This window comes from Aeromonas sp. R2-1 (assembly GCF_040908425.1).
Lineage (GTDB): Bacteria > Pseudomonadota > Gammaproteobacteria > Enterobacterales > Aeromonadaceae > Aeromonas > Aeromonas caviae.
The window spans coordinates 49,722-72,451 of the sequence record NZ_JBFODR010000042.1; the positions used below are offsets into that span (position 1 = coordinate 49,722).

At 62.3% G+C, this 22,730-nt stretch carries 21 protein-coding genes; 14 read left to right on the forward strand and 7 right to left on the reverse strand.

The features are described from left to right. Nucleotides 1-38 precede the first annotated feature (38 nt). Entirely contained in the window at nt 39-1,130 is a 1,092-nt protein-coding gene (locus AB5Y80_RS15460; RefSeq protein ID WP_042014421.1) for a PfkB family carbohydrate kinase, read from the forward strand. Further along, nucleotides 1,124-2,032 (forward strand): pseudouridine-5'-phosphate glycosidase, encoded by a 909-nt coding sequence (locus AB5Y80_RS15465; protein WP_167824671.1) that lies wholly within the window; start codon nt 1,124-1,126, stop codon nt 2,030-2,032. Before AB5Y80_RS15460 ends, AB5Y80_RS15465 begins: the two co-directional genes overlap by 7 nt. A gap of 180 nt (nt 2,033-2,212) precedes the next feature. Here the strand turns inward: AB5Y80_RS15465 and AB5Y80_RS15470 are convergent, their stop codons facing one another. After that, a complete protein-coding gene (locus AB5Y80_RS15470; RefSeq protein ID WP_039040335.1) occupies nt 2,213-2,938 on the reverse strand; it encodes a carbonic anhydrase in 726 nt (241 codons plus the stop codon). 645 nt (nt 2,939-3,583) lie between these two features. On the opposite strand from AB5Y80_RS15470, the gene AB5Y80_RS15475 reads away from it, so the two are divergent. Together AB5Y80_RS15475 and AB5Y80_RS15480 are read left to right on the forward strand one after the other, a co-directional pair. Next, on the forward strand, nt 3,584-4,339 hold the full coding sequence (locus tag AB5Y80_RS15475; RefSeq protein WP_286700308.1) for a DNA/RNA non-specific endonuclease: 756 nt from the start codon (nt 3,584-3,586) through the stop codon (nt 4,337-4,339). Nucleotides 4,340-4,547: 208 nt separating this feature from the next. Then, a complete protein-coding gene (locus AB5Y80_RS15480; RefSeq protein ID WP_103255340.1) occupies nt 4,548-4,895 on the forward strand; it encodes a DUF2541 family protein in 348 nt (115 codons plus the stop codon). Between the two features lie 31 nt (nt 4,896-4,926). Here AB5Y80_RS15480 and mog read toward each other — a convergent pair whose 3' ends face one another. Next, nucleotides 4,927-5,457, reverse strand: coding sequence for a molybdopterin adenylyltransferase (gene mog, locus AB5Y80_RS15485; RefSeq protein WP_041212474.1), 531 nt, complete (start codon nt 5,455-5,457; stop codon nt 4,927-4,929). Nucleotides 5,458-5,864: 407 nt separating this feature from the next. On the opposite strand from mog, the gene AB5Y80_RS15490 reads away from it, so the two are divergent. The 8 genes from AB5Y80_RS15490 to proX all read left to right on the forward strand — a co-directional run bounded on the left by AB5Y80_RS15490 (nt 5,865) and on the right by proX (nt 12,269). After that, nucleotides 5,865-6,203: a DUF3135 domain-containing protein gene (locus AB5Y80_RS15490; RefSeq protein ID WP_010675440.1), complete on the forward strand. Its 339-nt coding sequence runs from the start codon at nt 5,865-5,867 to the stop codon at nt 6,201-6,203. A 232-nt stretch (nt 6,204-6,435) separates the two neighbouring features. Next, nucleotides 6,436-7,233, forward strand: coding sequence for a threonine/serine exporter ThrE family protein (locus AB5Y80_RS15495; RefSeq protein WP_042014428.1), 798 nt, complete (start codon nt 6,436-6,438; stop codon nt 7,231-7,233). After that, complete coding sequence (locus AB5Y80_RS15500; RefSeq protein ID WP_010675438.1) at nt 7,230-7,355, forward strand: hypothetical protein; 126 nt, start codon at nt 7,230-7,232, stop codon at nt 7,353-7,355. Before AB5Y80_RS15495 ends, AB5Y80_RS15500 begins: the two co-directional genes overlap by 4 nt. Nucleotides 7,356-7,473: 118 nt before the next feature. Further along, entirely contained in the window at nt 7,474-7,941 is a 468-nt protein-coding gene (locus AB5Y80_RS15505; protein ID WP_010675437.1) for a threonine/serine exporter family protein, read from the forward strand. A 23-nt stretch (nt 7,942-7,964) separates the two neighbouring features. Beyond that, nucleotides 7,965-8,456: a type 3 dihydrofolate reductase gene (gene folA / locus AB5Y80_RS15510; RefSeq protein WP_202015318.1), complete on the forward strand. Its 492-nt coding sequence runs from the start codon at nt 7,965-7,967 to the stop codon at nt 8,454-8,456. Nucleotides 8,457-8,929: 473 nt separating this feature from the next. After that, nucleotides 8,930-10,126, forward strand: a complete 1,197-nt coding sequence (proV, locus tag AB5Y80_RS15515; RefSeq protein WP_041212476.1) for a glycine betaine/L-proline ABC transporter ATP-binding protein ProV — start codon at nt 8,930-8,932, stop codon at nt 10,124-10,126. Beyond that, nucleotides 10,123-11,271 carry a glycine betaine/L-proline ABC transporter permease ProW gene (proW, locus tag AB5Y80_RS15520; RefSeq protein WP_042014434.1) on the forward strand — a complete coding sequence of 383 codons (1,149 nt, stop codon included), beginning with the start codon at nt 10,123-10,125 and terminating at the stop codon, nt 11,269-11,271. The genes proV and proW overlap by 4 nt, the downstream gene beginning before the upstream one ends. Then, nucleotides 11,268-12,269 carry a glycine betaine/L-proline ABC transporter substrate-binding protein ProX gene (proX, locus tag AB5Y80_RS15525; protein WP_039040327.1) on the forward strand — a complete coding sequence of 334 codons (1,002 nt, stop codon included), beginning with the start codon at nt 11,268-11,270 and terminating at the stop codon, nt 12,267-12,269. Before proW ends, proX begins: the two co-directional genes overlap by 4 nt. A 99-nt stretch (nt 12,270-12,368) precedes the next feature. Here proX and AB5Y80_RS15530 read toward each other — a convergent pair whose 3' ends face one another. Genes AB5Y80_RS15530 through AB5Y80_RS15540 form a run of 3 tightly spaced genes read right to left on the reverse strand, consistent with a single transcriptional unit; the run spans nt 12,369 to nt 16,664 of the window. Further along, nucleotides 12,369-13,175: a phosphoadenylyl-sulfate reductase gene (locus tag AB5Y80_RS15530; RefSeq protein WP_010675432.1), complete on the reverse strand. Its 807-nt coding sequence runs from the start codon at nt 13,173-13,175 to the stop codon at nt 12,369-12,371. Continuing rightward, on the reverse strand, nt 13,165-14,877 hold the full coding sequence (gene cysI, locus AB5Y80_RS15535) for an assimilatory sulfite reductase (NADPH) hemoprotein subunit (protein WP_048207036.1): 1,713 nt from the start codon (nt 14,875-14,877) through the stop codon (nt 13,165-13,167). Before cysI ends, AB5Y80_RS15530 begins: the two co-directional genes overlap by 11 nt. After that, nucleotides 14,877-16,664 carry an assimilatory sulfite reductase (NADPH) flavoprotein subunit gene (locus AB5Y80_RS15540; RefSeq protein ID WP_368173207.1) on the reverse strand — a complete coding sequence of 596 codons (1,788 nt, stop codon included), beginning with the start codon at nt 16,662-16,664 and terminating at the stop codon, nt 14,877-14,879. Before AB5Y80_RS15540 ends, cysI begins: the two co-directional genes overlap by 1 nt. 199 nt (nt 16,665-16,863) lie before the next feature. On the opposite strand from AB5Y80_RS15540, the gene AB5Y80_RS15545 reads away from it, so the two are divergent. After that, entirely contained in the window at nt 16,864-17,676 is an 813-nt protein-coding gene (locus tag AB5Y80_RS15545; RefSeq protein ID WP_368173163.1) for a PhzF family phenazine biosynthesis protein, read from the forward strand. A 106-nt stretch (nt 17,677-17,782) separates the two neighbouring features. Here the strand turns inward: AB5Y80_RS15545 and lysS are convergent, their stop codons facing one another. Then, a complete protein-coding gene (gene lysS / locus AB5Y80_RS15550; RefSeq protein ID WP_223302609.1) occupies nt 17,783-19,261 on the reverse strand; it encodes a lysine--tRNA ligase in 1,479 nt (492 codons plus the stop codon). A gap of 77 nt (nt 19,262-19,338) precedes the next feature. After that, nucleotides 19,339-20,437 (reverse strand): peptide chain release factor 2 gene (prfB, locus tag AB5Y80_RS15555; protein ID WP_102948437.1). Its coding sequence is split into 2 segments (ribosomal slippage): nt 19,339-20,361 and nt 20,363-20,437, totalling 1,098 coding nucleotides; the frame shifts between segments, so codons are not numbered across the junction. Nucleotides 20,438-20,689: 252 nt separating this feature from the next. On the opposite strand from prfB, the gene AB5Y80_RS15560 reads away from it, so the two are divergent. Then, a complete protein-coding gene (locus AB5Y80_RS15560; protein ID WP_039040322.1) occupies nt 20,690-22,561 on the forward strand; it encodes a methyl-accepting chemotaxis protein in 1,872 nt (623 codons plus the stop codon). Nucleotides 22,562-22,730: the final 169 nt, after the last annotated feature.

Below are 22,730 nucleotides of genomic sequence, written 5' to 3' on the forward strand. Positions count from 1 at the left end.
GAAATAATGGACAAACGTTTGCAACTGGATGTTTGTCTATGACGGAACGTGAGCAAGAGATCCTCGCCCTGCTGCGCCAGGATCCCATGATTGCCCAGCAGGAGCTGGCGGACAGGCTCGGCATCAGCCGCTCCGCGCTGGCGAGCCACATCTCCAGCTTGATGCGCCAGGGCTATGTGCAGGGGCGCGGTTATGTGCTGCGCGAAGGCCCCTACGCCGTAGTGATAGGCGGCGCCAACATGGATATCTGCGGCTGCAGCCACGACAACCTGCGCATCGGCGATTCCAACCCGGGCCGGGTACGCACCTCCGCCGGCGGGGTAGGGCGCAACATCGCCGAGAACCTGGCGCGCCTTGGCACCGACACCCGGCTGTTGACTGCGGTGGGCAACGATCAATACGGCCACCACCTGCTGGAGGTGAGCCAGCGCGCCGGGGTCGATGTGCGCCAGGTACTGGTGCTGGAGGGTCAATCGACCTCCTGCTATCTCAGCCTGCACGATGGCAGCGGCGAGATGAGCTGCGCCGTCAACGACATGGGGATCATCGAGCAGCTCACCCCGGCCCGGCTCACCCCCCTGAGCGGTTTTCTCGGAGCGGCCCGGCTCTGGGTGCTCGACACCAACCTTGCCACCCACACCCTGGACTGGCTGTTCGAGCGCCAGGGGGAGCACATCATCTTCGTGGACACCGTGTCGGTGGCCAAGGTGGAGAAAATCCGCCCCTGGCTGCACCGCATCCACACCCTCAAACCCAATCGCACCGAGGCGGAGCAGCTGTGCGGCTTCACCATCGGCGGGCCCGACACCTGGCCCATGGCGGCGGCCTGGTTCCACCGCGCCGGGGTGCAGCGGCTCTTCCTGAGCCTCGGCGATCAGGGGATCTTCTATAGCGACGGGGCCTGCCAGGGCCATCTGCCCGTGCTCGGCAGCCCGGTCGTCAACGTGACCGGCGGCGGCGATGCCTTCATGGCAGGGCTGGCCCACGCCTGGTTGCAGGAGCAGGGCATCATGGAGACAACCCGGTTCGCCCTCGGTTGCGCCGCCCTCACCGTCAATTGTTCCGATACCGTCTTTTCCGGCCTATCCAAGGCCGCCGTTGAACGCATGCTGGAGGAGTACCCATGTTGAACGCTTACCTCGATATCCAACCTGAAGTTGCCGCCGCGCTGGCTGCCGGCAAGCCGGTGGTGGCCCTGGAGTCCACCATCATCTCCCACGGCATGCCCTATCCCCAGAACGTGGAGACGGCGCGCCAGGTGGAGCAGGTGGTGCGGGACAACGGCGCCGTGCCGGCCACCATCGCCATCATCGATGGCCGCCTCAAGGTGGGTCTGGATGCGGGGGCCCTGGAGGCGCTGGGCCGTGCCGGGCACGCCGCCACCAAGTGCAGCCGCCGCGACATCCCCTTCGTGCTGGCCAACAAGGGGCTGGGGGCGACCACGGTGGCCTCCACCATGATAGTGGCCGCCATGGCCGGGATCCGCGTGTTCGCCACCGGCGGCATCGGCGGCGTGCATCGCGGCGCCCAGGAGACCTTCGACATCTCGGCTGACCTGCAGGAATTTGCCCAGACCCCGGTGGCCGTGGTCTGCGCCGGCGCCAAGTCGATCCTCGACATCGGTCTGACCCTGGAGTACCTGGAGACTCAGGGGGTGCCGGTGATCGGCTACCAGACCGAGGAGCTGCCCGCCTTCTACACCCGGGAGAGCGGCTTCAAGGTGGATTACCGCCTGGAGAGCCCGGCGGCCATTGCCGAGGCGCTGCGCCTGAAGTGGGAGCTGGGGCTGGCGGGGGGCGCCGTGGTGGCCAACCCGATCCCGACCCAGTTTGCCATGCCCAAGGCCGACATCGACGCCGCCATTGCCCAGGCACTGCGTGAGGCGGACGAGCAGGGGGTGAAGGGCAAGGCGTCCACCCCCTTCCTGCTGGCCCGGGTGTGCGAGCTGACCGGTGGCAACTCCCTGGCGGCCAACATTCAGCTGGTGCTGAACAACGCTGCCCTGGGTGCAAAGATTGCCGCCAGCCTGTAACCGGTAGTCCGGGCGTACGACTGACCGGTGGCAACTCCCTGGCGGCCAATATCCAGTTGGTGCTCAACAACGCCGCGCTGGGGGGGCGCATCGCTGCCAGCCTGTAAACACCTTTGCGAAAGATGCAAAAGAGGGCCAACAGGCCCTCTTTTTATTGCGCGAATCGGTGAGATAACCTCCTTATTCCAGCACCAGTCGCCCGTTGAGAGGTTGGACGGGGCGGTTGTTGGGGTGGTGCATCACCGCCTTGAAGGCATCGATCTGGGCCTGGCTGGCCTGGACCGGCTCCTTCATCACCAGCCAGCGCACTCCTTCCGAGCAGGGTGGGGTGGTCAGGGACCCGCTGAAGCGGTAGTAGTCGTGCTGGGCGGGCAGCAGTTGCTCTGCCGAGATGGGTTCCTTGAAGGCATGGATCTCCCCCGCCTTGGCTGGCAACACCTGCCAGGCCTGGCTCAGGGCCCCATTGGCCTGGCCCGGCTCGAACATCACGGCGACCACCGCCAGCTCCCCCTTGTCATTGGCATGGACCAGGTGACCCTCCAGGGGGTAGGACCTGCCTTCGATGAGGTTTTCGCTGGGGGCGTGGAAGTGGAACTGCTTGAGCTCGAAGTGCATGCCGTCGAGCTCAAGGGTGCTGCCGGGGGCATAGTTGACCTGCACCGTGTGGCCGTTGTTGACCAGCGTCTTGCCACCCGCCTGATAGTGGAACTGCAGGGGGGCCAGATCGGCCTTCACCAGACCCGAGAGGTTGACCGGCGACTGGTTGCTGCCGGCACACTGGCCATATTCCGGGGTCAGGCTGGCCCATTTCGCCGGGCCGGCCTCGCCGCTGTATTCCCAGTGTGTGGTGGCGGCAAAGGCGGCAGGGCAGAGCAGCAGGGCGCCAGCCAGCAGGGACTTTTTCATCATGCATCCTTATCCTGATTGAAAAGCACGGCCATTCCTGGCCTTCCGGCAGGAAGGCCTCATCAATGGCATCGTTGGAAACGCAGGGTACGCGGTGCCAGACCGGATTAATTGTTATGAAAGGTCTGTCGTCATCGTTATTTGAAGCGTGGCATGAGGCGGCGCCATGATGTATTCCGGCAACGGGGCTCGCTTATTCATGAAGGAGAAATCCTGCGGGCATTTTCGCAATGAACGGCCCCCTTTCATGGCGTCCCAAATAGATGACGGGCTGATTCTAGAGGGCTTTTCATGGCTCCGTTTGATCTCGAGCAAACAAGCGCGGACTAATTATCGGGCTTGAGGATCCCTTATTTCGCTGGGATTTGTTCGATATTCCCTGACCCGGTCAGGGGCGTGCGTGGCGGGAGCCGGGCGCTGCGCTGACAGAGTGCCTCGGAGTTGACCCCTTATCCCTCTGATAGTGCAGGAGAAATTCCCCCCTCATCACAGTGACGGCGGGATGGCAATCCCCCGGTTGGCGGCGCCTTGTTTGCGGTTTTGCCGTCCTCTTCACATTTCCGGATTGCTCGCTATTTGTGCGATTGCCTTACTCATCCGACCTGGTGTCAAATCACTCCGCCTAACACAAGGAGTGGCATAATAATGAATAATATCAATAAATTAGTTCTGGCTATCGGATTCACTCTCACCACCTTCCCGAGCCTGGCGGCGGGATTCCAGTGCGGGGAGCACGTTACCCTGGGGGTACCCGGTCAATCCAGTCAGCTGTTGTGCCGGGAGGGCTATGCCGCCGGGTACAACTACGACACCAAGGTCTCTGACTGGGTCTCTTACCGGATGACGGCCGCCAGCGCCCAGGGTCAGGTGCCGCGCAAGGATGCCTTCGCCGAGGACAAGGAGGTGCCGGTGCAGTTTCGCGCCACCCTGTCGGACTACAAGGGCTCGGGCTATGACCGCGGCCACCAGGCGCCGGCGGCGGACATGCGCTCCACCGCCAACACCATGAAGCAGAGCTTCCTGCTCACCAACATGACCCCGCAACTGCCAGCGCTCAACCAGGGGGCCTGGCGCATCCTGGAGGAGAAGACCCGGCAGTGGGCCATCACCTACAAGAGCGTGCAGGTGATCACCGGCCCCATCTTCACCCACTCCGATGGCGCCATCGGCAACGGCGTGACCGTGCCCCACGCCTACTACCGGGTGGTGATGGATCTGGCGGGCAAGCGGGCCATCGCCTTCATCCTGCCGCAAGAGAACGTCTCGGCCAGCAAGCTGGCGGACTATGTGGTGACGGTGGATGAGGTGGAGGAGCAGACCGGACTCGACTTCTTTACCGAGCTGCCTGACGAGGAGGAAGAGGCCATGGAGTCGCGGCTGTCGGCCATGTGGGGCGGTTAGCGCGTCCGGCAGGGGTAACAGGGGCCCAGGCCCCCGTTACCCACACGGGCCTCCGGCCATTGTCATGGCCCCTGGTACAGGGCCAGTACAGCTTGGGTCTGGCATCGGGCCCTTATCATGACTCCTTTTTTCAGGAGGCATCATGTCAGCGCTGTTTTCCCTTCACTCCTCGTCCACTCTTGCCCGCGCGTTGCGCATCTGCGTACCCATGGCGCTGCTGGGGGCTGCTGTTCCCCCGGCCATGGCCGACGAGGATATCCGCTTGGGGCAGACCATTCTGCTCGGGGTCGGCGATCATCCCGCCATCATTCCCATGCTCGCCTGCCGGCCGACCAAATCCATCATGGTCAAGGCAGGGCGGGAGTTGACCCTGGAGCGGGTCAAGGTGTTCTACGGCAACGATCGCAGCAAGACCCTCTATTTCGACAAGGTGTTGAAAGAGGATCAGGAGTCGGGGTGGCAATCCCTCGGCAGCCGACTCTGCATCAAGCGCATCGAGGTGTACGGCAATTCGGAAGGGAGCAGGGCAGGGGTCAAGGTGTATGGGCGCAAATGAGCGAAGGGCGGGGGAAATCCCCGCCCAGTGCTTATTTCTTCGGGCGGAACGGCTTGATGATGGCCTCGTCGCACTCGAGATAGGGCCCTTCCATCAGGTCGATGCAGTAGGGGATGGCGGGGAAGACCGCATCCAGGCACTCGCGGATCGATTTGGGCTTGCCCGGCAGGTTGACGATGAGCGAGCTGCCGCGCAGGCCGGCGGTCTGGCGCGACAGGATGGCGGTCGGCACGAACTTGAGGGACTCGGCCCGCATCAGCTCGCCAAAGCCCGGCATCATGCGATCGCACACCGCCTCGGTGGCCTCCGGGGTCACATCCCGCCTGGCCGGCCCTGTGCCCCCCGTGGTAACGACAAGGCAGCACTGCTCATCGTCCACCAGCCGAACCAGGGTCGCCTCAATCTGATCCTGCTCGTCGGGGATCACCTGATAGACGGGCTCCCATTCCGAGGTCAGGTAGGCGTTCAGGGTGTCGATGATGGCCTTGCCGGAGAGATCTTCGTAGATGCCTGCACTGGCGCGATCGCTGACGGTGACGATACCGATTCTTGCCTTGCTCATGGTCTGCCCTTGGTTGCCGCAATAAAGTGGTAAATAAAATAACATAATCAGTGAGATATGTTAAACCGCCGGATGAGGCAACGGGAGGGCATCGAGTCAGGGAGAGAGTCGAATGAAAAACAATTTTGAGAAAAGTCCGTTAATAAGGAATAAGGCCGAGAAAAATGACGCTGAAATTTTATAAAAAAACTGACGCAGGCCGGATTCGGTTAATTTCATGAATCATAAGGAATAAATGATTTTTTCCGCCAACGACGCGCAATTCGTGCCAAAAACCGGACTCCTGTGGCTCGGCGGTGAATGACCCAAAATCGCCACCATCCTATATAACCTTCCCTAGGGACAGTGAAATAGTGATGTGCCCGGCGTCGTTCCATTCCATGGGCGAGGTCCGGCCAGGAGGGTATATGGAGCTGCCTGATTTCGATACCCTGAAGTACTGGGCGCTGGCCGAGCCGGAGCGACTCGACGCGCTGCTGCACCAGCAGATAGAGACCCTGATCGCCCAGGTGGGGCCAGAGCGGCAACGTCGGTTGCGAGGTCTGCAATTTCGCATCGACTGCCAGCGCCGCCTGGCAAGAAACAACCTCGACAGCTGCATCCGGATAGCCAACATGATGCATGACTCCGTCTACGCCATGCGCCAGCACATTCTGGATCTGCAGAACGAATCCTGTCAGGAAATGGCAGAGCCCCCGCTGCCGGATAATGTGATAGCGTTTTCCAGTTATCTGAAACGGAAATAATTAAAGGCCCTGTTCAAGATATAAAAAAACAGGGTGTTTATTAATTTGTCTCACCCCTTCTCAAACAAGTTGTTAAGCAAGTTGGGTGAATTGTTTTTTATTTGCTGCAAATATTCCCCGGGCGGCTGAATAATAGTGACCAGTGCCCGCAGTCCGATAGAGATGGATGAAGGTGTATTTATTTTGGGGTAATATCCAGACACATTTCATCTTGCTATGACTCAAAGGGATCATGAGAAGCATCACACCAGGAAGGGTGCTGTCGCGAGAGCAGCAGACGGAGATCACCCGGATCATCGTCAAGGCGGGCCAGATGCTGGCCCAGTTTGGGGCGGAGAGCCGCATCATCGAGCAGACCACGGTCCGCCTGGGGATGGCGCTCGGGCTGGAGAGCGTCGAGATGGCCATCTCTTCCAGCGCCATCGTCCTCACCAGCCTCTACCAGGGCAGTTGCGTCACCACCACCCGCCGGGTGCGGGAGCACGGCATCAACATGCAGGTGGTGTGCGAAATCCAGCGCATCTGCATCATGACGGAAAAGTCGCTTATCGGCGCGCGCGAGGTACGTCAGCGCCTCGAGGCCATCACGCCGTTCCACTATCACCCCTGGCTGGTGGTGCCCATGGTGGGGCTCTCTTGCGGTGCCTTCAGCCTGCTGTTTGGCGGTGACTGGCCCATCTTCCTGGTGACCTGCTGCTCGGCCTCGGTCGCCATGCGGGTGCGCCAGCTCATTGCCCGCCATCACCACAGCCCCCTCATCAACTTTGCCGCCACCGGTTTCATCGCCACCCTGCTCGCCTCCAGCGCCACCTTCTTCGGCTGGGGCGAACAACCCTATCTCGCCATGGCCGCCAGCGTGTTGCTGCTGGTGCCGGGGTTCCCGCTCATCAATGCGGTCTCCGACATGGTGAAGGGTTACTTCAACATGGGGCTGGCCCGCTGGGGCACGGCGACACTGCTGACCATCAGCGCAGCCATAGGGATCATTCTCGCCATGTCGGTGACCGGCATCTGGGGGTGGAAGGTATGAAGATCTTTGACGTTGTATCGACCCTGTTGATCGGGGCAAACCGACTATCCATCAGCGCGCGGAACCATATCGGGATCATGCTCGCCATGTCGGTGACCGGCATCTGGGGGTGGAAGGTATGAAGATCTTTGACGTTGTATCGACCCTGTTGATCGGGGCAAACCGGCTATCCATCAGCGCGCGGAACCATATCGGGATCATGCGCGCCATGTCGGTGACCGGTATCTGGGGGTGGAAGGTATGATGGAACTGCTCTGGCTGCTGGCCAAGGATGCCTTCTGGTCGGCCATTCCGGCGGTGGGCTTTGCCATGCTGTTCAACGTGCCGCCACGGATGCTCAAATATTGCGCCATGGGGGGCGCGTTGGCCCACAGCCTGCGTACCCTGCTCATCCACTACGGCATGCCCATCGAGTGGGCCACCCTGGCAGCGGCGACCACGGTCGGCTTTGTCTGTGTCTACTGGTCGCGCCGCCTGCTGGCACCACGCCCGGTGTTCAGCGTCGCCTCCATCATCCCCATGATCCCGGGCAGCTACGCGTTCAAGACCATGATCGCCATCGTCGAGCTCAATATCTCCGGGGTGACCATGGAGCTGCTTCAGAGCGCGGTGGAGAACGGCCTCAAGGCGCTCTTTATCGTGGGGGCCTTGAGTTTCGGTTTGGCGATCCCCTCTCTGGTCGTGTACCGTAACCGCCCCATTATCTGACGACGGTGCGAGAGGTTGACCCCATGATGATTTCCATGATTGCCGCCATGGCCCAGGACAGGGTGATCGGCCTGGACAACCAGATGCCCTGGCATCTGCCAGCGGATCTGGCCCACTTCAAGCGGGTCACCCTGGGCAAGCCGGTGCTGATGGGGCGCAAGACCTTCGAGTCCATCGGACGACCGCTGCCCGGGCGCCGCAATCTGGTGATCAGCCGCAACCCCGACTACCGGGCCGACGGCGTGGAGGTCATCGACTCGGTGGAGGCCGCACTGGCGCTGCTGGCGGGCAGCGATGTGGCCGAGCTGATGGTGATCGGGGGGGGGCATCTCTACGGCCAGCTATTGCCACGGGCCGAGAGGCTCTATCTGACCCGCATCGATCTGGCGGTGGAGGGGGATACCCGCTTCCCGGCCTTTGACGAGGGCGACTGGTCCTGCATCGAGCGCGAGTCCCATCAGCCTGACGAGAAGAACCCCCATCCCTACTGTTTCGAGACCTGGCAGCGGCGCTGAGCCCTCTGATGCCATGAAGAGCCCCTTGCGACAGCCGGGGGCTTTTTTGTGCCCTGTTGCCGCAAAGAGAAGGGGGTTGAACCGACATGGCTGAAGGTGCCTGAAGCAATATCCGGAATGCGTGACATTAAAATGATTAGTTATGTAATGAATAAGCCATTCATCGCCCCGATGGGCACCGTCGTCCCCACCCTCTCTTTTCGCCTGCTGCTAACGCCCTTTAATCATTAATGAAATGTGCTGCAAGTGCATCGCTACTGTGGCGACCCTGTCTGTTATAGGCGTTTTTATCGTGATTTAATGGATTTTTATGAATGAAAATAACTAATAAAAATCAATGACTTAAATTTAATCCTTTTAAGGTGGCTTCAATTGATTCTTTTGTTTGGGCGCGAAATTGCTTAGTGTTAAAAGTAATTGGCTCACGTTCGACGGTTTGCCAGGCAAGGCGTCGGCCAAGAAAAAAGGACAATATGACAGTCAAACTCGAGGTCAAATCCCTCTACAAAATTTTCGGCGATCAGCCGGATAAAGCGTTCAAACTGCTGGCGAAAGGGCATGATCGCGCCAGCATCCTGAAAAAGACCGGACAGACCCTGGGGGTCCAGGATGTCAATCTGGCCATCAACGAAGGGGAAATCTTCGTGGTGATGGGCCTCTCCGGTTCGGGCAAGTCCACCCTGGTGCGTCTCTTCAACCGGCTGATCGAGCCGACCCGCGGCCAGGTGCTGATCGATGGCGAGGACATCGCCGCCATCTCGGAGCGCGAGCTGCGCCAGGTGCGTCGAAAGAAGATCAGCATGGTATTCCAGTCTTTCGCCCTGATGCCGCACCTGAGTGTGCTGGAAAATACCGCCTTCGGGCTGGAGCTGGCCGGTGTACCGCTGGCGGAGCGCCAGCAGAGCGCCCGTCAGGCGCTCCATCAGGTGGGGCTGGGACAGTGGATAGAGGCTTATCCGGATGCCCTCTCCGGCGGCATGAAGCAGCGGGTCGGGCTGGCCCGGGCCCTTGCCAATGACCCCGACATCCTGCTGATGGACGAAGCTTTCTCCGCGCTGGATCCCCTGATCCGCACCGAAATGCAGGATGAGCTGCTCAAGCTGCAGGCCAGTCAGCAGCGCACCATCGTCTTCATCTCCCACGATCTGGACGAGGCGATGCGCATCGGCGATCGCATCGCCATCATGCAGGATGGCCAGCTGGTGCAAGTGGGCACCCCGGACGAGATCCTGAACCAGCCCGCCAACGACTATGTGCGCGCCTTCTTTCGCGGGGTGGATCTGGCCCATGTGTTCAGCGCCCGCGACGTGGCCAGCCGCAAGCAGGTGCCCCTCATCAAGAAACACACCACCGACGGGCCGGGCAACGCTCTGCGCCAGCTCAAGGAGCTTGAGCGGGAGTTCGGTTACGTGGTGGATCGCAGCCGTCGCTTCCTCGGGGTCGTCTCGGTGGAGTCGCTCGGTCAGGCGGTCAGGGCCAAAGGCAGCCTGGAGCAGGCGCTGCTGGCGGACATTCAGCCCATTCTGGCGGACACCGCCCTCAATGAACTGATCAGCCAGGTGGCGGCAGCCCCCTGTCAGGTGCCCGTGGTCGAGGAGGATGGCACTTACCTCGGCCTCATCTCCAAGGCCAATCTGCTCAACACCCTGGACAGGAGTACTCCGGCATGAAGCTGATGAATCCCCATTTCTTGCTGAGCGGGCTGCTGGCCCTGGTGCTGCTGGCGAGCCCTTCCCTGCGGGCCGATGAGGTGGCGGCAGATCCCTGGAGCGCACCTGCGTCCACCGAGGTGTCCGATCCCTGGGGCAGTACCGACACCCAGGCCACCGACTGGCAGAACCAGATCGAAGCCGCCGACACCACAACCGCCATCGACTGGCTGGATCCTTTCCAGCAGGCGCTGGTGCCGCTGGATACCTGGGTGGAAGGGGGCATCGGCTGGCTGGTGGAGAACCTGCGGCCGCTGTTCCAGCTGATCCGCGCACCGGTGGAGCTGACCCTGAACGCCATGACCCATCTGCTGCAGACGGTGCCCTCCACCCTGATGATGGGGCTCCTGGCCCTGCTTGCCTGGCAACTGGTGAACGGCCGCATGGCGCTCGGCACGCTCGTATCTCTTGTGGGGATCGGGCTCATCGGGGCCTGGTCCGATGCCATGGTGACTCTGTCCCTGGTGTTGACCTCGCTGTTCTTCTGTGTGCTGCTGGGGTTGCCCACCGGCATCCTGCTGGCCCGCAGCGAGCGGCTCTCCACCTGGACCCGGCCGCTGCTGGATGCCATGCAGACCACCCCGGCGTTCGTCTACCTCATCCCCATCGTGATGCTGTTTGGCATCGGCAACGTGCCCGGGGTGGTGGTGACCGTCATCTTCGCCCTGCCGCCCATGATCCGGCTCACCATGCTGGGTATTCGCCAGGTGCCCACGGATCTGGTGGAGGCGGCCCACTCGTTCGGTGCCAGCCCCTCCCAGTTGCTGTTCAAGGTTCAGCTGCCGCTCGCCATGCCCACCATCATGGCCGGGGTCAACCAGACCCTGATGCTGGCGCTCTCCATGGTGGTGATCGCCTCCATGATCGCGGTGGGGGGCCTCGGCCAGATGGTGCTGCGCGGCATCGGCCGGCTCGACATGGGGCTCGCCTCCATCGGCGGCCTCGGCATCGTGCTGCTGGCCATCGTGCTCGACCGCCTCACCCAGGCGATGGGGCAACCGGATCGCACCCGTACCGGCCGCTGGTATCAGCATGGCCCCGCCGCCCTGCTGCTGCGCCTGGCCGGCCGTGACAAGAAAATCGATTACAAAGGAGTAAACGCATGAGACCGATCACCAAAGGATTGACCCTGGGCACATTGCTGCTGAGTGCCCAACTGCTGAGCCCGCTCGCCATGGCCAGCGCCGAGTTGCCGGGGGAGGGGGTTCGCGTTCAGCCCCTGCAGAGCTCCTTGCCGGAAGAGGCCTTCCAGAGCCTGCTGGTGAGCAAGCTGATGGCGCGTCTGGGTTACGATGTCCAGCCCGCCCAGGAGGTGGACTACAACGTGGCTTATGCCTCGGTGGCCCAGGGAGACGGCACCTTCCTCGCGTTCAACTGGGTGCCGCTGCAGGACAACAAGTACGAGCAGGCGGGGGGTGACAAGGTGTTCTTCCGTGAGGGCACCTATGTGGCCGGTGCCGCCCAGGGGTACCTCATCGACAAGAAGACCGCGACCCAATACGGCATCACCAACCTGGGCCAGCTCAAGGATCCCGAGGTGGCGGCGCTGTTTGACGGGGATGGCGACGGCAAGGCCGACCTCATTGGTTGCAACCCCGGCTGGGGCTGCGAGGGGGCGATCAACCATCACCTCGACGCCTTTGGTCTGACCCCCACGGTGGCCCACAAGCAGGGCAACTACGCGGCGCTGATCGCCGATACCCTGGCTCGCTACCAGGCCGGCAAGCCGGTGCTCTATTACACCTGGACCCCCTACTGGCTCAGCAGCGAACTGGTGCCGGGCAAGGATGTGGTGTGGCTGGAAGTCCCCGCCGACGCCCCGGATGCGGCCAAGACCCGTTTGCCGAACGGCAAGAACTACGGCTTTGCGGTGAACACCATGCATATCGTTGCCAACAAGCGGTTTGCCGAGGCCAATCCGGCCGCCGCCAAGCTCTTCTCCATCGTCAAGCTGCCGCTCAATGACATCAACGTGCAGAACGGCCTGATGAACAAGGGGCAGAACAAGCCGGCGGACGTGGAGCGTCATGCCGACGCCTGGCTCAAGGGCCACGAGGCACTGGTGAACGACTGGCTGAATCAGGCGCGCGCTGCCGCCATGTAATGAAGGGCGTTACATCACCCTTTTGCGCAAAGAAAAACGCCCGGCAGTTGCCGGGCGTTTTTTTGTGGGCGGGGCGCAGCACATGGCCGGGCAGGGGGATCAGATGCCGGAGCCGTCGCTCTCGCCACCTTCCTCATGCAGGCCGCACTCGCGCTTGAGGCCGAAGAAGCGGGTCTGCTCCTCGCTCATGCCGGGCTCCCACTTGGCGGTGGTGTGCACGTCGCCGACCGAGAGGTAGCCCTGCTCCCACAGCGGGTGGTAGGGGAGGTCGAACTCCTTGAAGTAGTAGAAGACGTCCTTGTTGCTCCAGTCGATCACCGGCAGGAACTTGAAGCGACCGCGCTGGATGGCCAGCACCGGCAGCTTGCCTCGGCTGCCGGACTGCTCACGGCGCAGGCCCGAGAACCAGGTGCGGGCACCCAGCTCGTTCAGGGCGCGGTCCATGGGCTCCACCTTGTTGAGCTGGTTGTAGCGGGTGATCCCCTCCACCCCCTGCTCCCACAGGAGGCCGAAGCGGGCCTCCTGCCAGGCCGGGCTGAGTTCGGCCCGGTAGATCTTGAGGTTGAGCGCGAGACGCTCGGTCAGTTCGTCGATGAAACGGTAGGTCTCGGGGAAGAGGTACCCGGTGTCGGTCAGCACCACGGGCACGTCGGCCCGCTCGCGGCTCACCAGGTGCAGCATGAGCGCCGCCTGGATGCCGAAACTCGACGACAGCACATGCTCCCCCGGCAGGTTGGCCAGGGCCCAGCGCACCCGCTCGGGGGCGCTCATGGCGTCCAGCTCCCGGTTGAGGGGGGCCAGCGCCTCGACCTGCTCCTCCCGGCCCAGGGCCAGCAGGGCGTCGAGGTCGAGCCGGCCGTCGGCGGTGCGCGCCAGCCGGGCTGTATCAGTCTGTTCAGGCTGCATAGAAGTCCCTCGCGGAGTCGATAACCGGGGCGATGATGCCGGCGCGAATGACAAAATCGCCGAAGCACTCGTCCGGGTTGCGATCCTTGGCCCAGCGGCCGATCAGGGCGTCCAGTTCGGCCAGGATCTGCGGCTCGGTGATGTTCTCCAGGTGCAGGCGCGGGATGCGGGTCCCCTCGAGGTTGCCCCCCAGGTGCAGGTTGTAGCGACCCGGCGCCTTGCCCACCAGACCCACTTCCGCCAGCATGGCGCGGCCGCAGCCGTTGGGGCAGCCGGTGACCCGGAAGATGATGGCGTCATCCGCCAGGCCGTGCTTGGCCAGCAGCCCCTCGATGTCGGTGACGAAGGCAGGCAGCATGCGCTCGGCCTCGGCCATTGCCAGGGGGCAGGTGGGCAGGGCCACACAGGCCATGGACTGCTTGCGCTGCTCGCTCACGCCGTCATCCAGCAGACCGTACTGGCGCGCCAGCGCTTCGATGCGTGCCTTCTCGCCGGCAGGCACGCCCGCGATGATGAGGTTCTGGTTGGCGGTGAGGCGGAAGTCCCCCTGATGCACCTTGGCGATCTCCAGCATGCCGGTCTTGAGGGGCTTGCCCGGGAAGTCCAGCAGGCGGCCGTTCTCGATAAACAGGGTCAGGTGGTGCTTGCCGTCGATCCCCTCCACCCAGCCGAAGCGATCGCCACGACTGGTGAATTCATAGGGGTGAACCGGCCCGAACTGGATGCCGGCGCGGTTCTCCACCTCGGCCTTGAAGGCCTCGACCCCCACCCGTTCAAGGGTGTACTTGGTCTTGGCGTTCTTGCGGTTGACCCGGTTGCCCCAGTCGCGCTGGGTGCTGACCACGGCGGCCGCCACCTCCAGCACGTGGGAGAGCGGAATGAAGCCAAAGTCGCTCGCCTTGCGCGGGTAGGTGGTGGTGTCGCCGTGGGTCATGGCGAGACCGCCCCCCACCAGCACGTTGAAGCCCACCAGCTTGCCGTGATCGGCAATGGCCACGAAGTTGAGATCGTTGGCGTGGATGTCCACATCGTTGTGGGGCGGGATGACCACGGTTGTCTTGAATTTGCGCGGCAGGTAGTTGGAGCCCAGGATCGGCTCCTCGTCACCCCCCAGCTTCTCGCCATCCAGCCAGATCTCCACGTAGGCGCGGGTCTTGGGCAGCAGGTGCTCGGAGATCTTCTTGGCCCACTCGTAGGCCTCCTGGTGCAACTCGGACTCCACCGGGTTGCTGGTGCAGAGCACGTTGCGGTTCACGTCCCCCGCGGTGGCGATGGAGTCGATACCTGTGCTGTTGAGGGTCTGGTGCATCAGCTTGATGTCGCGCTTCAGTACCCCGTGGAACTGGAAGGTCTGGCGGGTGGTCAGGCGGATGCTGCCGTACATGCTGTGTTCTTCGGCGAACTTGTCGATCACCTGCCACTGGGCCGGGGTGATGATGCCGCCGGGCAGGCGGGCGCGCAGCATGACGTTGTGCAGGGGCTCCAGCTTCTGGGCGGCGCGCTCCGGGCGGATGTCGCGGTCATCCTGCTGATACATGCCGTGGAAGCGGATCAGCTGGAAGTTGTCGCCGTTGAAGCCGCCGGTGAGCGGGTCCTGCAGATCTTCGGCGATGGTGCCGCGCAGGAAGTTGCTCTCGCGCTTGAGGCGTTCGTTGTCAGCCAGCGGCCCTTCGACCGGTCCCGGAATAAGTTGTTTGCTCATCAATAGACATCCCTTTGATAACGTTTGGCACGACGCAATTCGCTCAGATACTCTTCTGCTTCCTCACGGCTCTTGTGGCCGTGTTCCGCAATCACTTCCAGCAGGGCTTCCTGCACATCCTTCGCCATGTGGTTGGCGTCGCCACACACATAGAAGTGAGCGCCTGCTTCCAGCCACTGGTAGAGCTCAAGCCCTGCCTCGCGCAGGCGGTCCTGCACATAAATCTTGTTGGCCTGATCCCGGCTGAAGGCCAGGGAGATCTTGGACAGCAGGCCCGATTTCACATAACGCTGCCACTCCACCTGATAGAGGAAGTCCTGGGTGAAGTGGGGGTTGCCGAAGAAGAGCCAGTTCTTGCCCTCTGCCCCCTGTGCTTCCCGCTCCTGCAGGAAGGCGCGGAACGGGGCAATGCCAGTGCCCGGGCCCACCATGATGACGGGGGTGTCGGGATTGGCGGGCAGTCGGAAGTTGTCGTTGTGCTCCACGAACACCCGGACCTCGGCATCTTCCGGCAGACGGTCCGCCAGATAGGAGGAGGCGCCGCCGCTTCGCACTGTGCCATCTTCTTGCGGGTAGCGCACCACGCCGACGGTCAGGTGCACCTCTTCTTCCACCTCGCTCTGGGCGGAGGCGATGGAGTAGAGGCGGGGGGTGAGGGGGCGCAGCAGTGCGATCAGTTGATCGGCACTCAAGGAAGCCGGGAAGCGTTTCAGTACGTCCACCACTTGAGCAGAGGCGACCAGGGCGTTGACCTGGGCCTTGTCACCGGCCAGATCTTTGAGCGCCGCGTTGTCCGTGATCTCGGCGAGGCCAGTGATCAGGCCCCCGTGCAGCCGGGTCAGTTCGTAGTGACGGGTCAGCGCCTCGCGCAGGCTGCCATGGGGGGTGGCCTCGTCACCGGTGAGACCGGCCAGGGCCAGCACTTCCCCCACGAGATCGGCGTCGTTGTCGAACCAGATGCCGAGCGCATCCCCCGGTTGATAGGTGATGCCGGACTCTTCCAGGTTGATCTCGATATGACGGATGTCCTTGGTGGAGTCGCGGCCGGTGATCTTCTGGTTCACCGAGAGTCTGGCGGGGAAGGGGTTCTCCTTGTTGTACTGGCTGTGGCCGACGGCGGCCTGCACCGAGCCCGCCAAGCTGGCTGTCGCGGCGCCGGCAGAGAGGGTGGCGGCGACCGCCGAAACGGCCTGCTCGCCCCAGGTCTTAGCGGCATCCTGATAATCCACATCGAGGCTAGCTAGCTCATGGATGCGCTCGGCCCCTGCCTTGGCGAGGAAACCATCGAAATCCTTGCCGGTCTGGCAGAAGAACTCATAGGAGCTGTCACCCAGCCCCAGCACGGCAAATTTGAGGCCCTCGAGTTTGCCAATCTTGCCTTTTTTAAGCTGCTCGAACAGATCGACGGCGCTCTCGGGGGGCTCCCCCTCCCCGTAAGTGCTCACTACCACCAGCAGGTGGCTCTCTTTCTTGAGCTGCTTGGGTTTGTAGTCCGCCATGGAGGTGAGGGTCACCGGCAGGCCGCGGGCCTCGGCCTGGGCCTTGATGGCGCTGGCCACGCCCTTGGCATTCCCGGTCTGGGAGCCGTAGAGAATGGTCAGGCTGCCGCCGGGAGCCGCGACTTCTGCGCCTGCGCTCGCCACGGGCTGGACGCCCGCCTGGGAGAGGCCGTAGAGATAACCGCTGACCCAGGCCAGTTGCTGGGTATTGAGGGTGGTGAGAACTTGGTTGAGCTGGCGCTGCTGTTCGTCAGAGAGCGGGCTCAGGGTGGGGGCTGTCAATGGCATCACACATGTCTTCCATGGTCTGATTTTTGGTCAGGGTAAGGGGTGTAATGAATAACAACAAAGAATAAAAATATCTTCTTTATGCGATTTATGAATTTATAAAGCCAAAATCCATCTCAGCCCCGGGGGGGCCCGTGATATAAAAATGGCCTTGCCGAGCCCCCTGTCCCGGGGATCTCTCATGCCCCAAGGAGCAAGCATGTCCCGTCTCTATCATGTCAACGCCTTCAGCCATCACCCCTTCGGAGGCAACCCCGCCGTGGTGGTGCTGGGGGAAGCGCGGCCCGACGCCGAGCTGCAGGCCATGGCAGCGGAGTTCAACCTCTCTGAGAGCGCCTTTCTGACCCAACTGGGGGAGGGGCATTACGGGTTGCGCTGGTTCACCCCGCAAGTGGAGGTGGACTTGTGCGGCCATGGCACCCTGGCGGCGGCCCATGTGCTGTGGCAGACGGGGGCGGTGGCCGAAGATCAGCCCATCCGCTTCGCGACCCGCAGCGGCGAGCTGGTGGCCCGGCGGGAAGGGGAGTGGATCTGGCTCGATTTTCCGCGCATTGCCCTGGCGCCGCTCATTCTGGATCCGGCCTATGGGGCTGCCCTCGGCTGCCAGCCGCTGCAAACCCTGGCGGCCGGGGCCAAGTTCCTGCTTGAGCTCGGTAGCGAGGAAGAGGTTCGCGCGCTCACCCCCGATTTTCACGCCCTGCGGGCGCTGCCGGGCCGGGGGATCATGGTGACTGCGCCGTCGAGAGATCAGGGTCATGACTTCGTCTCCCGCTATTTCGCCCCCTGGGTCGGGGTGGACGAGGATCCGGTGACCGGCTCCAACCACTGCGCCCTGGTGCCCTTCTGGGCCGAGCGGCTCGGCAAACGGCAATTGCGGGCCCGCCAGATCTCGGCCCGGGGCGGGGACCTCAGGCTGGAATTGCAGGAGGAGCGGGTGCTGATGGCGGGCCGGGCACTGACCCTGTGGCAGGGGGAGTGGCTGCTGCCGCCTGGCGTACCAGCGGACCGATGACCGCTCGTCACTGTGTGAGTTCTGCATAAAAAAACGCCCCGCAATTGCGGGGCGTTTTGATTGCCATGGACGGCAGCGTTTTGCTGCGGCCCTGTTTCTGCGGCTCTTACTTTTGTGGACGCAAGGCCGGGAACAGAATGACGTCGCGGATGGTGTGGCTGTTGGTGAACAGCATCACCAGACGGTCGATGCCGATACCTTGACCGGCGGTCGGCGGCAGACCGTGTTCCAGCGCGGTGACGAAGTCGGCGTCGTAGAACATGGCTTCGTCGTCCCCTGCGGCTTTCTGGTCAACCTGGGCCTGGAAGCGCTCGGCCTGATCTTCCGCATCGTTCAGCTCGGAGAAGCCGTTGGCCAGCTCGCGGCCGCCGATGAAGAACTCGAAGCGGTCGGTGACGTCCGGGTTCTGGTCGTTGCGACGGGCCAGCGGGGAGACGGCGGCCGGGTACTCGGTGATGAAGGTCGGTTGCAGCAGCATGTGTTCCACGGTCTCTTCGAAGATCGCGGTGATCACGTGGCCCAGCTCCCAGCTCTTCATCAGCTCGATCTTCAGACCCTTGGCGACGGCGGTGGCCTTCTCCAGGGTGGCCAGATCGTCACGGGTGACACCCGGGTTGTACTTCAGGATGGAGTCCACCATGGAGAGGCGCTGGAACGGCTGACCGAAATCGATGGTCAGGCCCTCTTCGCCCTCTTTGGCGTAACGGATCCTGGTGTCGCCCAGGATGTCCTGTGCCAGGGTGCGCAGCATCTCTTCGGTGAGATCCATCAGATCGATGTAATCGGCGTAGGCCATATAGAACTCGAGCATGGTGAACTCGGGGTTATGGCGAACGGAGATGCCTTCGTTGCGGAAGTTGCGGTTGATCTCGTAGACACGCTCGAAACCACCGACCACCAGACGCTTCAGATAGAGTTCCGGAGCGATACGCAGGTACATGTCGATGTCCAGCGCATTGTGGTGGGTGATGAAGGGACGTGCGGAGGCGCCACCCGGGATGACTTGCATCATGGGGGTTTCCACTTCCATGAAGCGCTTGTCATTCAGGAACTTGCGAATGCCGGCCACCACCTTGGTGCGGGTCACGAAGGTCTTGCGGGACTCTTCGTTGGCGATCAGGTCCAGGTAACGCTGGCGGCAGCGGGCTTCCTGGTCGGTCAGACCCTTGTGCTTCTCGGGCAGCGGGCGCAGGGCCTTGGTCAGCAGGCGGATGGTGGAGACGTGTACGGAGAGCTCACCGGCGTTGGTGCGGAACAGGGTGCCCTCGACACCGACGATGTCCCCCAGATCCCACTTCTTGAACTGCTCGTTGTAGAAGCCTTCCGGCAGGTCGTCACGGGTCACGTAGATCTGGATCTTGCCAGCCATGTCCTGCAGGGTCGCGAAAGACGCCTTGCCCATGATCCGGCGGGTCATGATGCGACCGGCAATCTTCACCTGTTTACCCAGGGCGACCAGCTCGTCATTGCTCTTGTCGCCGAATTCGGCGTGCAGATCGCCGGAGAGGCTGTCACGACGGAAGTCGTTGGGGAAGGGGTTGCCCTGGGCGCGCAAGGCGGCCAGCTTGGAGCGACGCTCAAGCATCTCGTTGTTCAGTTCGAGAGTCTGGTCGACTTCCGGGGTGGTGGTTTGTTCAGACATGGTGATTCCTGCTGCTCTGTTTACAGGCCTGATTTCAGGCTGGCTTCGATAAACTTGTCCAAGTCGCCGTCGAGTACCGATTGGGTATTGCGGGTTTCGACGCCGGTGCGCAGATCCTTGATACGGGAATCATCCAGTACGTAGGAGCGGATCTGGCTGCCCCAGCCGATGTCGGACTTGGTCTCTTCGAGGGCTTGCTTCTCAGCGTTCTGCTTTTGAATTTCCAGCTCGTAGAGCTTGGCCTTCAACTGCTTCATACACTGATCTTTGTTCTTGTGCTGGGAACGGTCGTTCTGGCACTGCACCACCACGCCGGTCGGCACGTGGGTGATACGCACCGCGGACTCGGTCCGGTTGACGTGCTGACCACCGGCACCGGAGGCGCGGTAGACGTCGATGCGAAGATCAGCCGGGTTGATCTCGATCTCGATGTCATCATCGATCTCGGGGTAGACGAACACGGAGCAGAACGAGGTGTGGCGACGGCCGCCGGAATCGAACGGCGACTTGCGTACCAGACGGTGCACGCCGGTCTCGGTGCGCAGCCAGCCGAAGGCATACTCGCCGGTGAACTTGATGGTGGCGGACTTGATGCCGGCCACGTCGCCCTCGGAGCATTCGATGAGCTCGGGCTTGTAGCCGTGGGCATCGCCCCAGCGCAGGTACATGCGCAGCACCATGTTGGCCCAGTCCTGGGCCTCGGTGCCACCGGAACCGGACTGGATGTCGATGTAGCAGTCGGAACCGTCGTGCTGACCGGAGAACATGCGACGGAACTCGAGATCCACCAGCTTGGCCTCCAGCTCGTCCGCTTCGACCACGGCTTCGTTGAAGGTCTCTTCGTCTTCGCCTTCGACGGCCAGGCTGACCAGCATCTCGACGTCATCGACGCCCTGGGTCAGGGTATCGATGGTGCTGACGACGTTCTCCAGGGAGACGCGCTCCTTGCCCAGCGCCTGTGCGCGCTCGGGTTCGTTCCAGACATCCGGCTGTTCCAGCTCGGCATTGACCTCTTCTAGACGCTCTTTCTTGGCGTCATAGTCAAAGGTACCCCCTAAGCAGCTCGGTCCTCTCAGACAGCTCCTTAAGCTTGTTTAATACAGGATTGACTTCAAACATCGTGAAAACTCTCGGGGTCGATGTGATTTAAAAACGGGATATTCTAGCCAATTGCAGAAGGAATAAACAGGGTTGGCTGGCCCCGCTCTTTTTCCTGCTCCAATTTTCCGCAGCATTTTTAAAATTTCCGCGTAAAATATCGTCACTCACGCCATTCTCCGCTTCAGTTTTGCGCAGATTGGCCGCTAACAACACACAGTGCCACGCACTCCCGATTGATCCTGTTCCCGACCCCCACAAGAAGAAAACACGATGAAAAACCTATCACTCAAGCAGAAGATACTGTTGTCTGTGGTCATCGCCTTGTCACTGGTGATCCTGCTGCTCTCCTGGCAGAGCTACACCAGCCAGAAGTCCATGCTGCTGCAAGGCAGTCAGGAACAGGTGCAGCGCCTTGGCAGCCAGCAGGCCGCCAGCGTCAGCGACTGGCTTGCCGCCCGTCGTGACGTCATCCAGGCCCTTGGCAACAAGGCCGGTGCCGAGCCCCTCAACGCCCTGCAACAGGCCCAGGTGTCCGGCCGTTTCCAGCTCACCTATTTCGGTGAGGGCAGCGGCAAGATGAACGACTCCGACCCCTCCATCAACCGCGACGGTTACGATCCCCGCTCCCGTGGCTGGTATCAGGAAGCCATGGCCAAGGGCGGCATGATCGTCACCAAACCCTACCTTGACGTGGCCTACAACATTCTGGTGGTGACCCTGGCCCAGCCTGCCCAGGGCGGCGTGGTGGGGGGGGATCTCTCCATTGCCTCCCTGGTGGATGACATCACCAAGATGAAGCTGCCAGCGGACGGCTTCGCCATCCTGATGCACAAGGATGGCACCGTCATCGCCTACAAGGATGCGGCCAAGGCGATGAAGCCGGCCAGCGAGATCGACAACGATCTGACCAATGCCCTGATCGATCAGAGCAAGGCGAGCAACAGTCTGGTGCCTGCTTTCTTCGACAACGAGGGGCGTGACAAGCTGCTGTGGGCGACGGACATTCCGGACACCGACTGGGAGCTGGTGCTGGTACTGGACAAGAGCACCCTGGAGGCGCCGCTCTCCTCCCTGCTGATGACCCAGCTCGGCCTGGCCCTGTTGGTGCTGGTGGGCAGCATTCTCGCCATCTCCTGGCTGGTCAGCCTGCTGCTCGGTCCCCTCACCAAGGTGTCCCAGGCCCTGGCCCGCATCGCCGACGGTAACGGCGATCTGACCCAGCGCATCAAGATCGACGCCAATGACGAAGTGGGCCAGCTCGCCGGCAGCTTCAACCGCTTCGTGGGCAGCCAGCATCAGCTCATCGCCAACATCCGTCAGCTTGCCAACGAGCTGAACGCTGATGCCGAACGCAGTCTGGTGACCAACCAGGCCGCGGTGGAAGAGCTGCAGCGCCAGCAACAGGAGGTGACCATGGTTGCCACTGCCGTTACCGAGATGGCGAGTGCCACCATGGAGATCGCGGGCAACGCCGAGAACACCGCTGCCGCCGCCCAGCAATCCGCCCAGAGCAGTGAACAGGGCAAGATCCTGGTGAACCAGACTCGCCAGTCCATCAACAACCTGGCCGAGGAAGTGGGGCAGGCGACCGGTGTCATCGGTGAGCTGAGCCGTCACGCCCAGGCCATCTCCGGCATCCTCTCCACCATCCAGGGCATCGCCGAGCAGACCAACCTGCTGGCGCTGAACGCGGCCATTGAAGCGGCCCGTGCCGGTGAACAGGGTCGCGGTTTCGCCGTGGTGGCGGACGAGGTGCGGGTGCTGTCGCGCCGTACCCAGGATTCCACCCAGGAGATCCAGTCCACCATCGAAACCCTGCAACAGACCACGGCCCGCGCGGTGAGCCTGATGCAGACCAGCCAGGGGTTGGCGGACAACAGCGTGAAAGATGCCGACGCTGCCGCTGCGGCCCTGGAGGAGATCACCCAGGCCGTCAGCCTCATCTCCGACATGGCGGGCCAGATCGCCACCGCCGCCGAGGAGCAGACCCAGGTGACCGGTGAAATCACCCAGAACACCACCGCCATCAAGGATGTGAGCGACGAGATCACCGCTTCCGCCATGCGCGACCTGGATCAGGCGCACAACCTCAAGGGGCGTGCCACCAATCTGAACCAGCAGGTGTCGACCTTTATTTTGTAAGGAAGGTCAGGGCGCAATCTGAACCAGCAGGTGTCGACCTTTATTTTGTAAGGAAGGTCAGGGCGCAATCTGAACCAGCAGGTGTCGACCTTTATTTTGTAAGGAAGGTCAGGGCGCAATCTGAACCAGCAGGTGTCGACCTTTATTTTGTAAGGAAGGTCAGGGCGCA

Bases quoted from the DNA above. Each gene is read 5' to 3' on its own strand.
- AB5Y80_RS15460 (WP_042014421.1), top strand. From the start codon at position 39: ATGACGGAACGTGAGCAAGAGATCCTCGCCCTGCTGCGCCAGGATCCC.
- AB5Y80_RS15465 (WP_167824671.1), top strand. From the start codon at position 1,124: ATGTTGAACGCTTACCTCGATATCCAACCTGAAGTTGCCGCCGCGCTG.
- AB5Y80_RS15470 (WP_039040335.1), bottom strand. From the start codon at position 2,938: ATGAAAAAGTCCCTGCTGGCTGGCGCCCTGCTGCTCTGCCCTGCCGCC.
- AB5Y80_RS15475 (WP_286700308.1), top strand. From the start codon at position 3,584: ATGAATAATATCAATAAATTAGTTCTGGCTATCGGATTCACTCTCACC.
- AB5Y80_RS15480 (WP_103255340.1), top strand. From the start codon at position 4,548: ATGGCGCTGCTGGGGGCTGCTGTTCCCCCGGCCATGGCCGACGAGGAT.
- mog (WP_041212474.1), bottom strand. From the start codon at position 5,457: ATGAGCAAGGCAAGAATCGGTATCGTCACCGTCAGCGATCGCGCCAGT.
- AB5Y80_RS15490 (WP_010675440.1), top strand. From the start codon at position 5,865: ATGGAGCTGCCTGATTTCGATACCCTGAAGTACTGGGCGCTGGCCGAG.
- AB5Y80_RS15495 (WP_042014428.1), top strand. From the start codon at position 6,436: ATGAGAAGCATCACACCAGGAAGGGTGCTGTCGCGAGAGCAGCAGACG.
- AB5Y80_RS15500 (WP_010675438.1), top strand. From the start codon at position 7,230: ATGAAGATCTTTGACGTTGTATCGACCCTGTTGATCGGGGCAAACCGA.
- AB5Y80_RS15505 (WP_010675437.1), top strand. From the start codon at position 7,474: ATGATGGAACTGCTCTGGCTGCTGGCCAAGGATGCCTTCTGGTCGGCC.
- folA (WP_202015318.1), top strand. From the start codon at position 7,965: ATGATGATTTCCATGATTGCCGCCATGGCCCAGGACAGGGTGATCGGC.
- proV (WP_041212476.1), top strand. From the start codon at position 8,930: ATGACAGTCAAACTCGAGGTCAAATCCCTCTACAAAATTTTCGGCGAT.
- proW (WP_042014434.1), top strand. From the start codon at position 10,123: ATGAAGCTGATGAATCCCCATTTCTTGCTGAGCGGGCTGCTGGCCCTG.
- proX (WP_039040327.1), top strand. From the start codon at position 11,268: ATGAGACCGATCACCAAAGGATTGACCCTGGGCACATTGCTGCTGAGT.
- AB5Y80_RS15530 (WP_010675432.1), bottom strand. From the start codon at position 13,175: ATGCAGCCTGAACAGACTGATACAGCCCGGCTGGCGCGCACCGCCGAC.
- cysI (WP_048207036.1), bottom strand. From the start codon at position 14,877: ATGAGCAAACAACTTATTCCGGGACCGGTCGAAGGGCCGCTGGCTGAC.
- AB5Y80_RS15540 (WP_368173207.1), bottom strand. From the start codon at position 16,664: ATGCCATTGACAGCCCCCACCCTGAGCCCGCTCTCTGACGAACAGCAG.
- AB5Y80_RS15545 (WP_368173163.1), top strand. From the start codon at position 16,864: ATGTCCCGTCTCTATCATGTCAACGCCTTCAGCCATCACCCCTTCGGA.
- lysS (WP_223302609.1), bottom strand. From the start codon at position 19,261: ATGCTTGAGCGTCGCTCCAAGCTGGCCGCCTTGCGCGCCCAGGGCAAC.
- AB5Y80_RS15560 (WP_039040322.1), top strand. From the start codon at position 20,690: ATGAAAAACCTATCACTCAAGCAGAAGATACTGTTGTCTGTGGTCATC.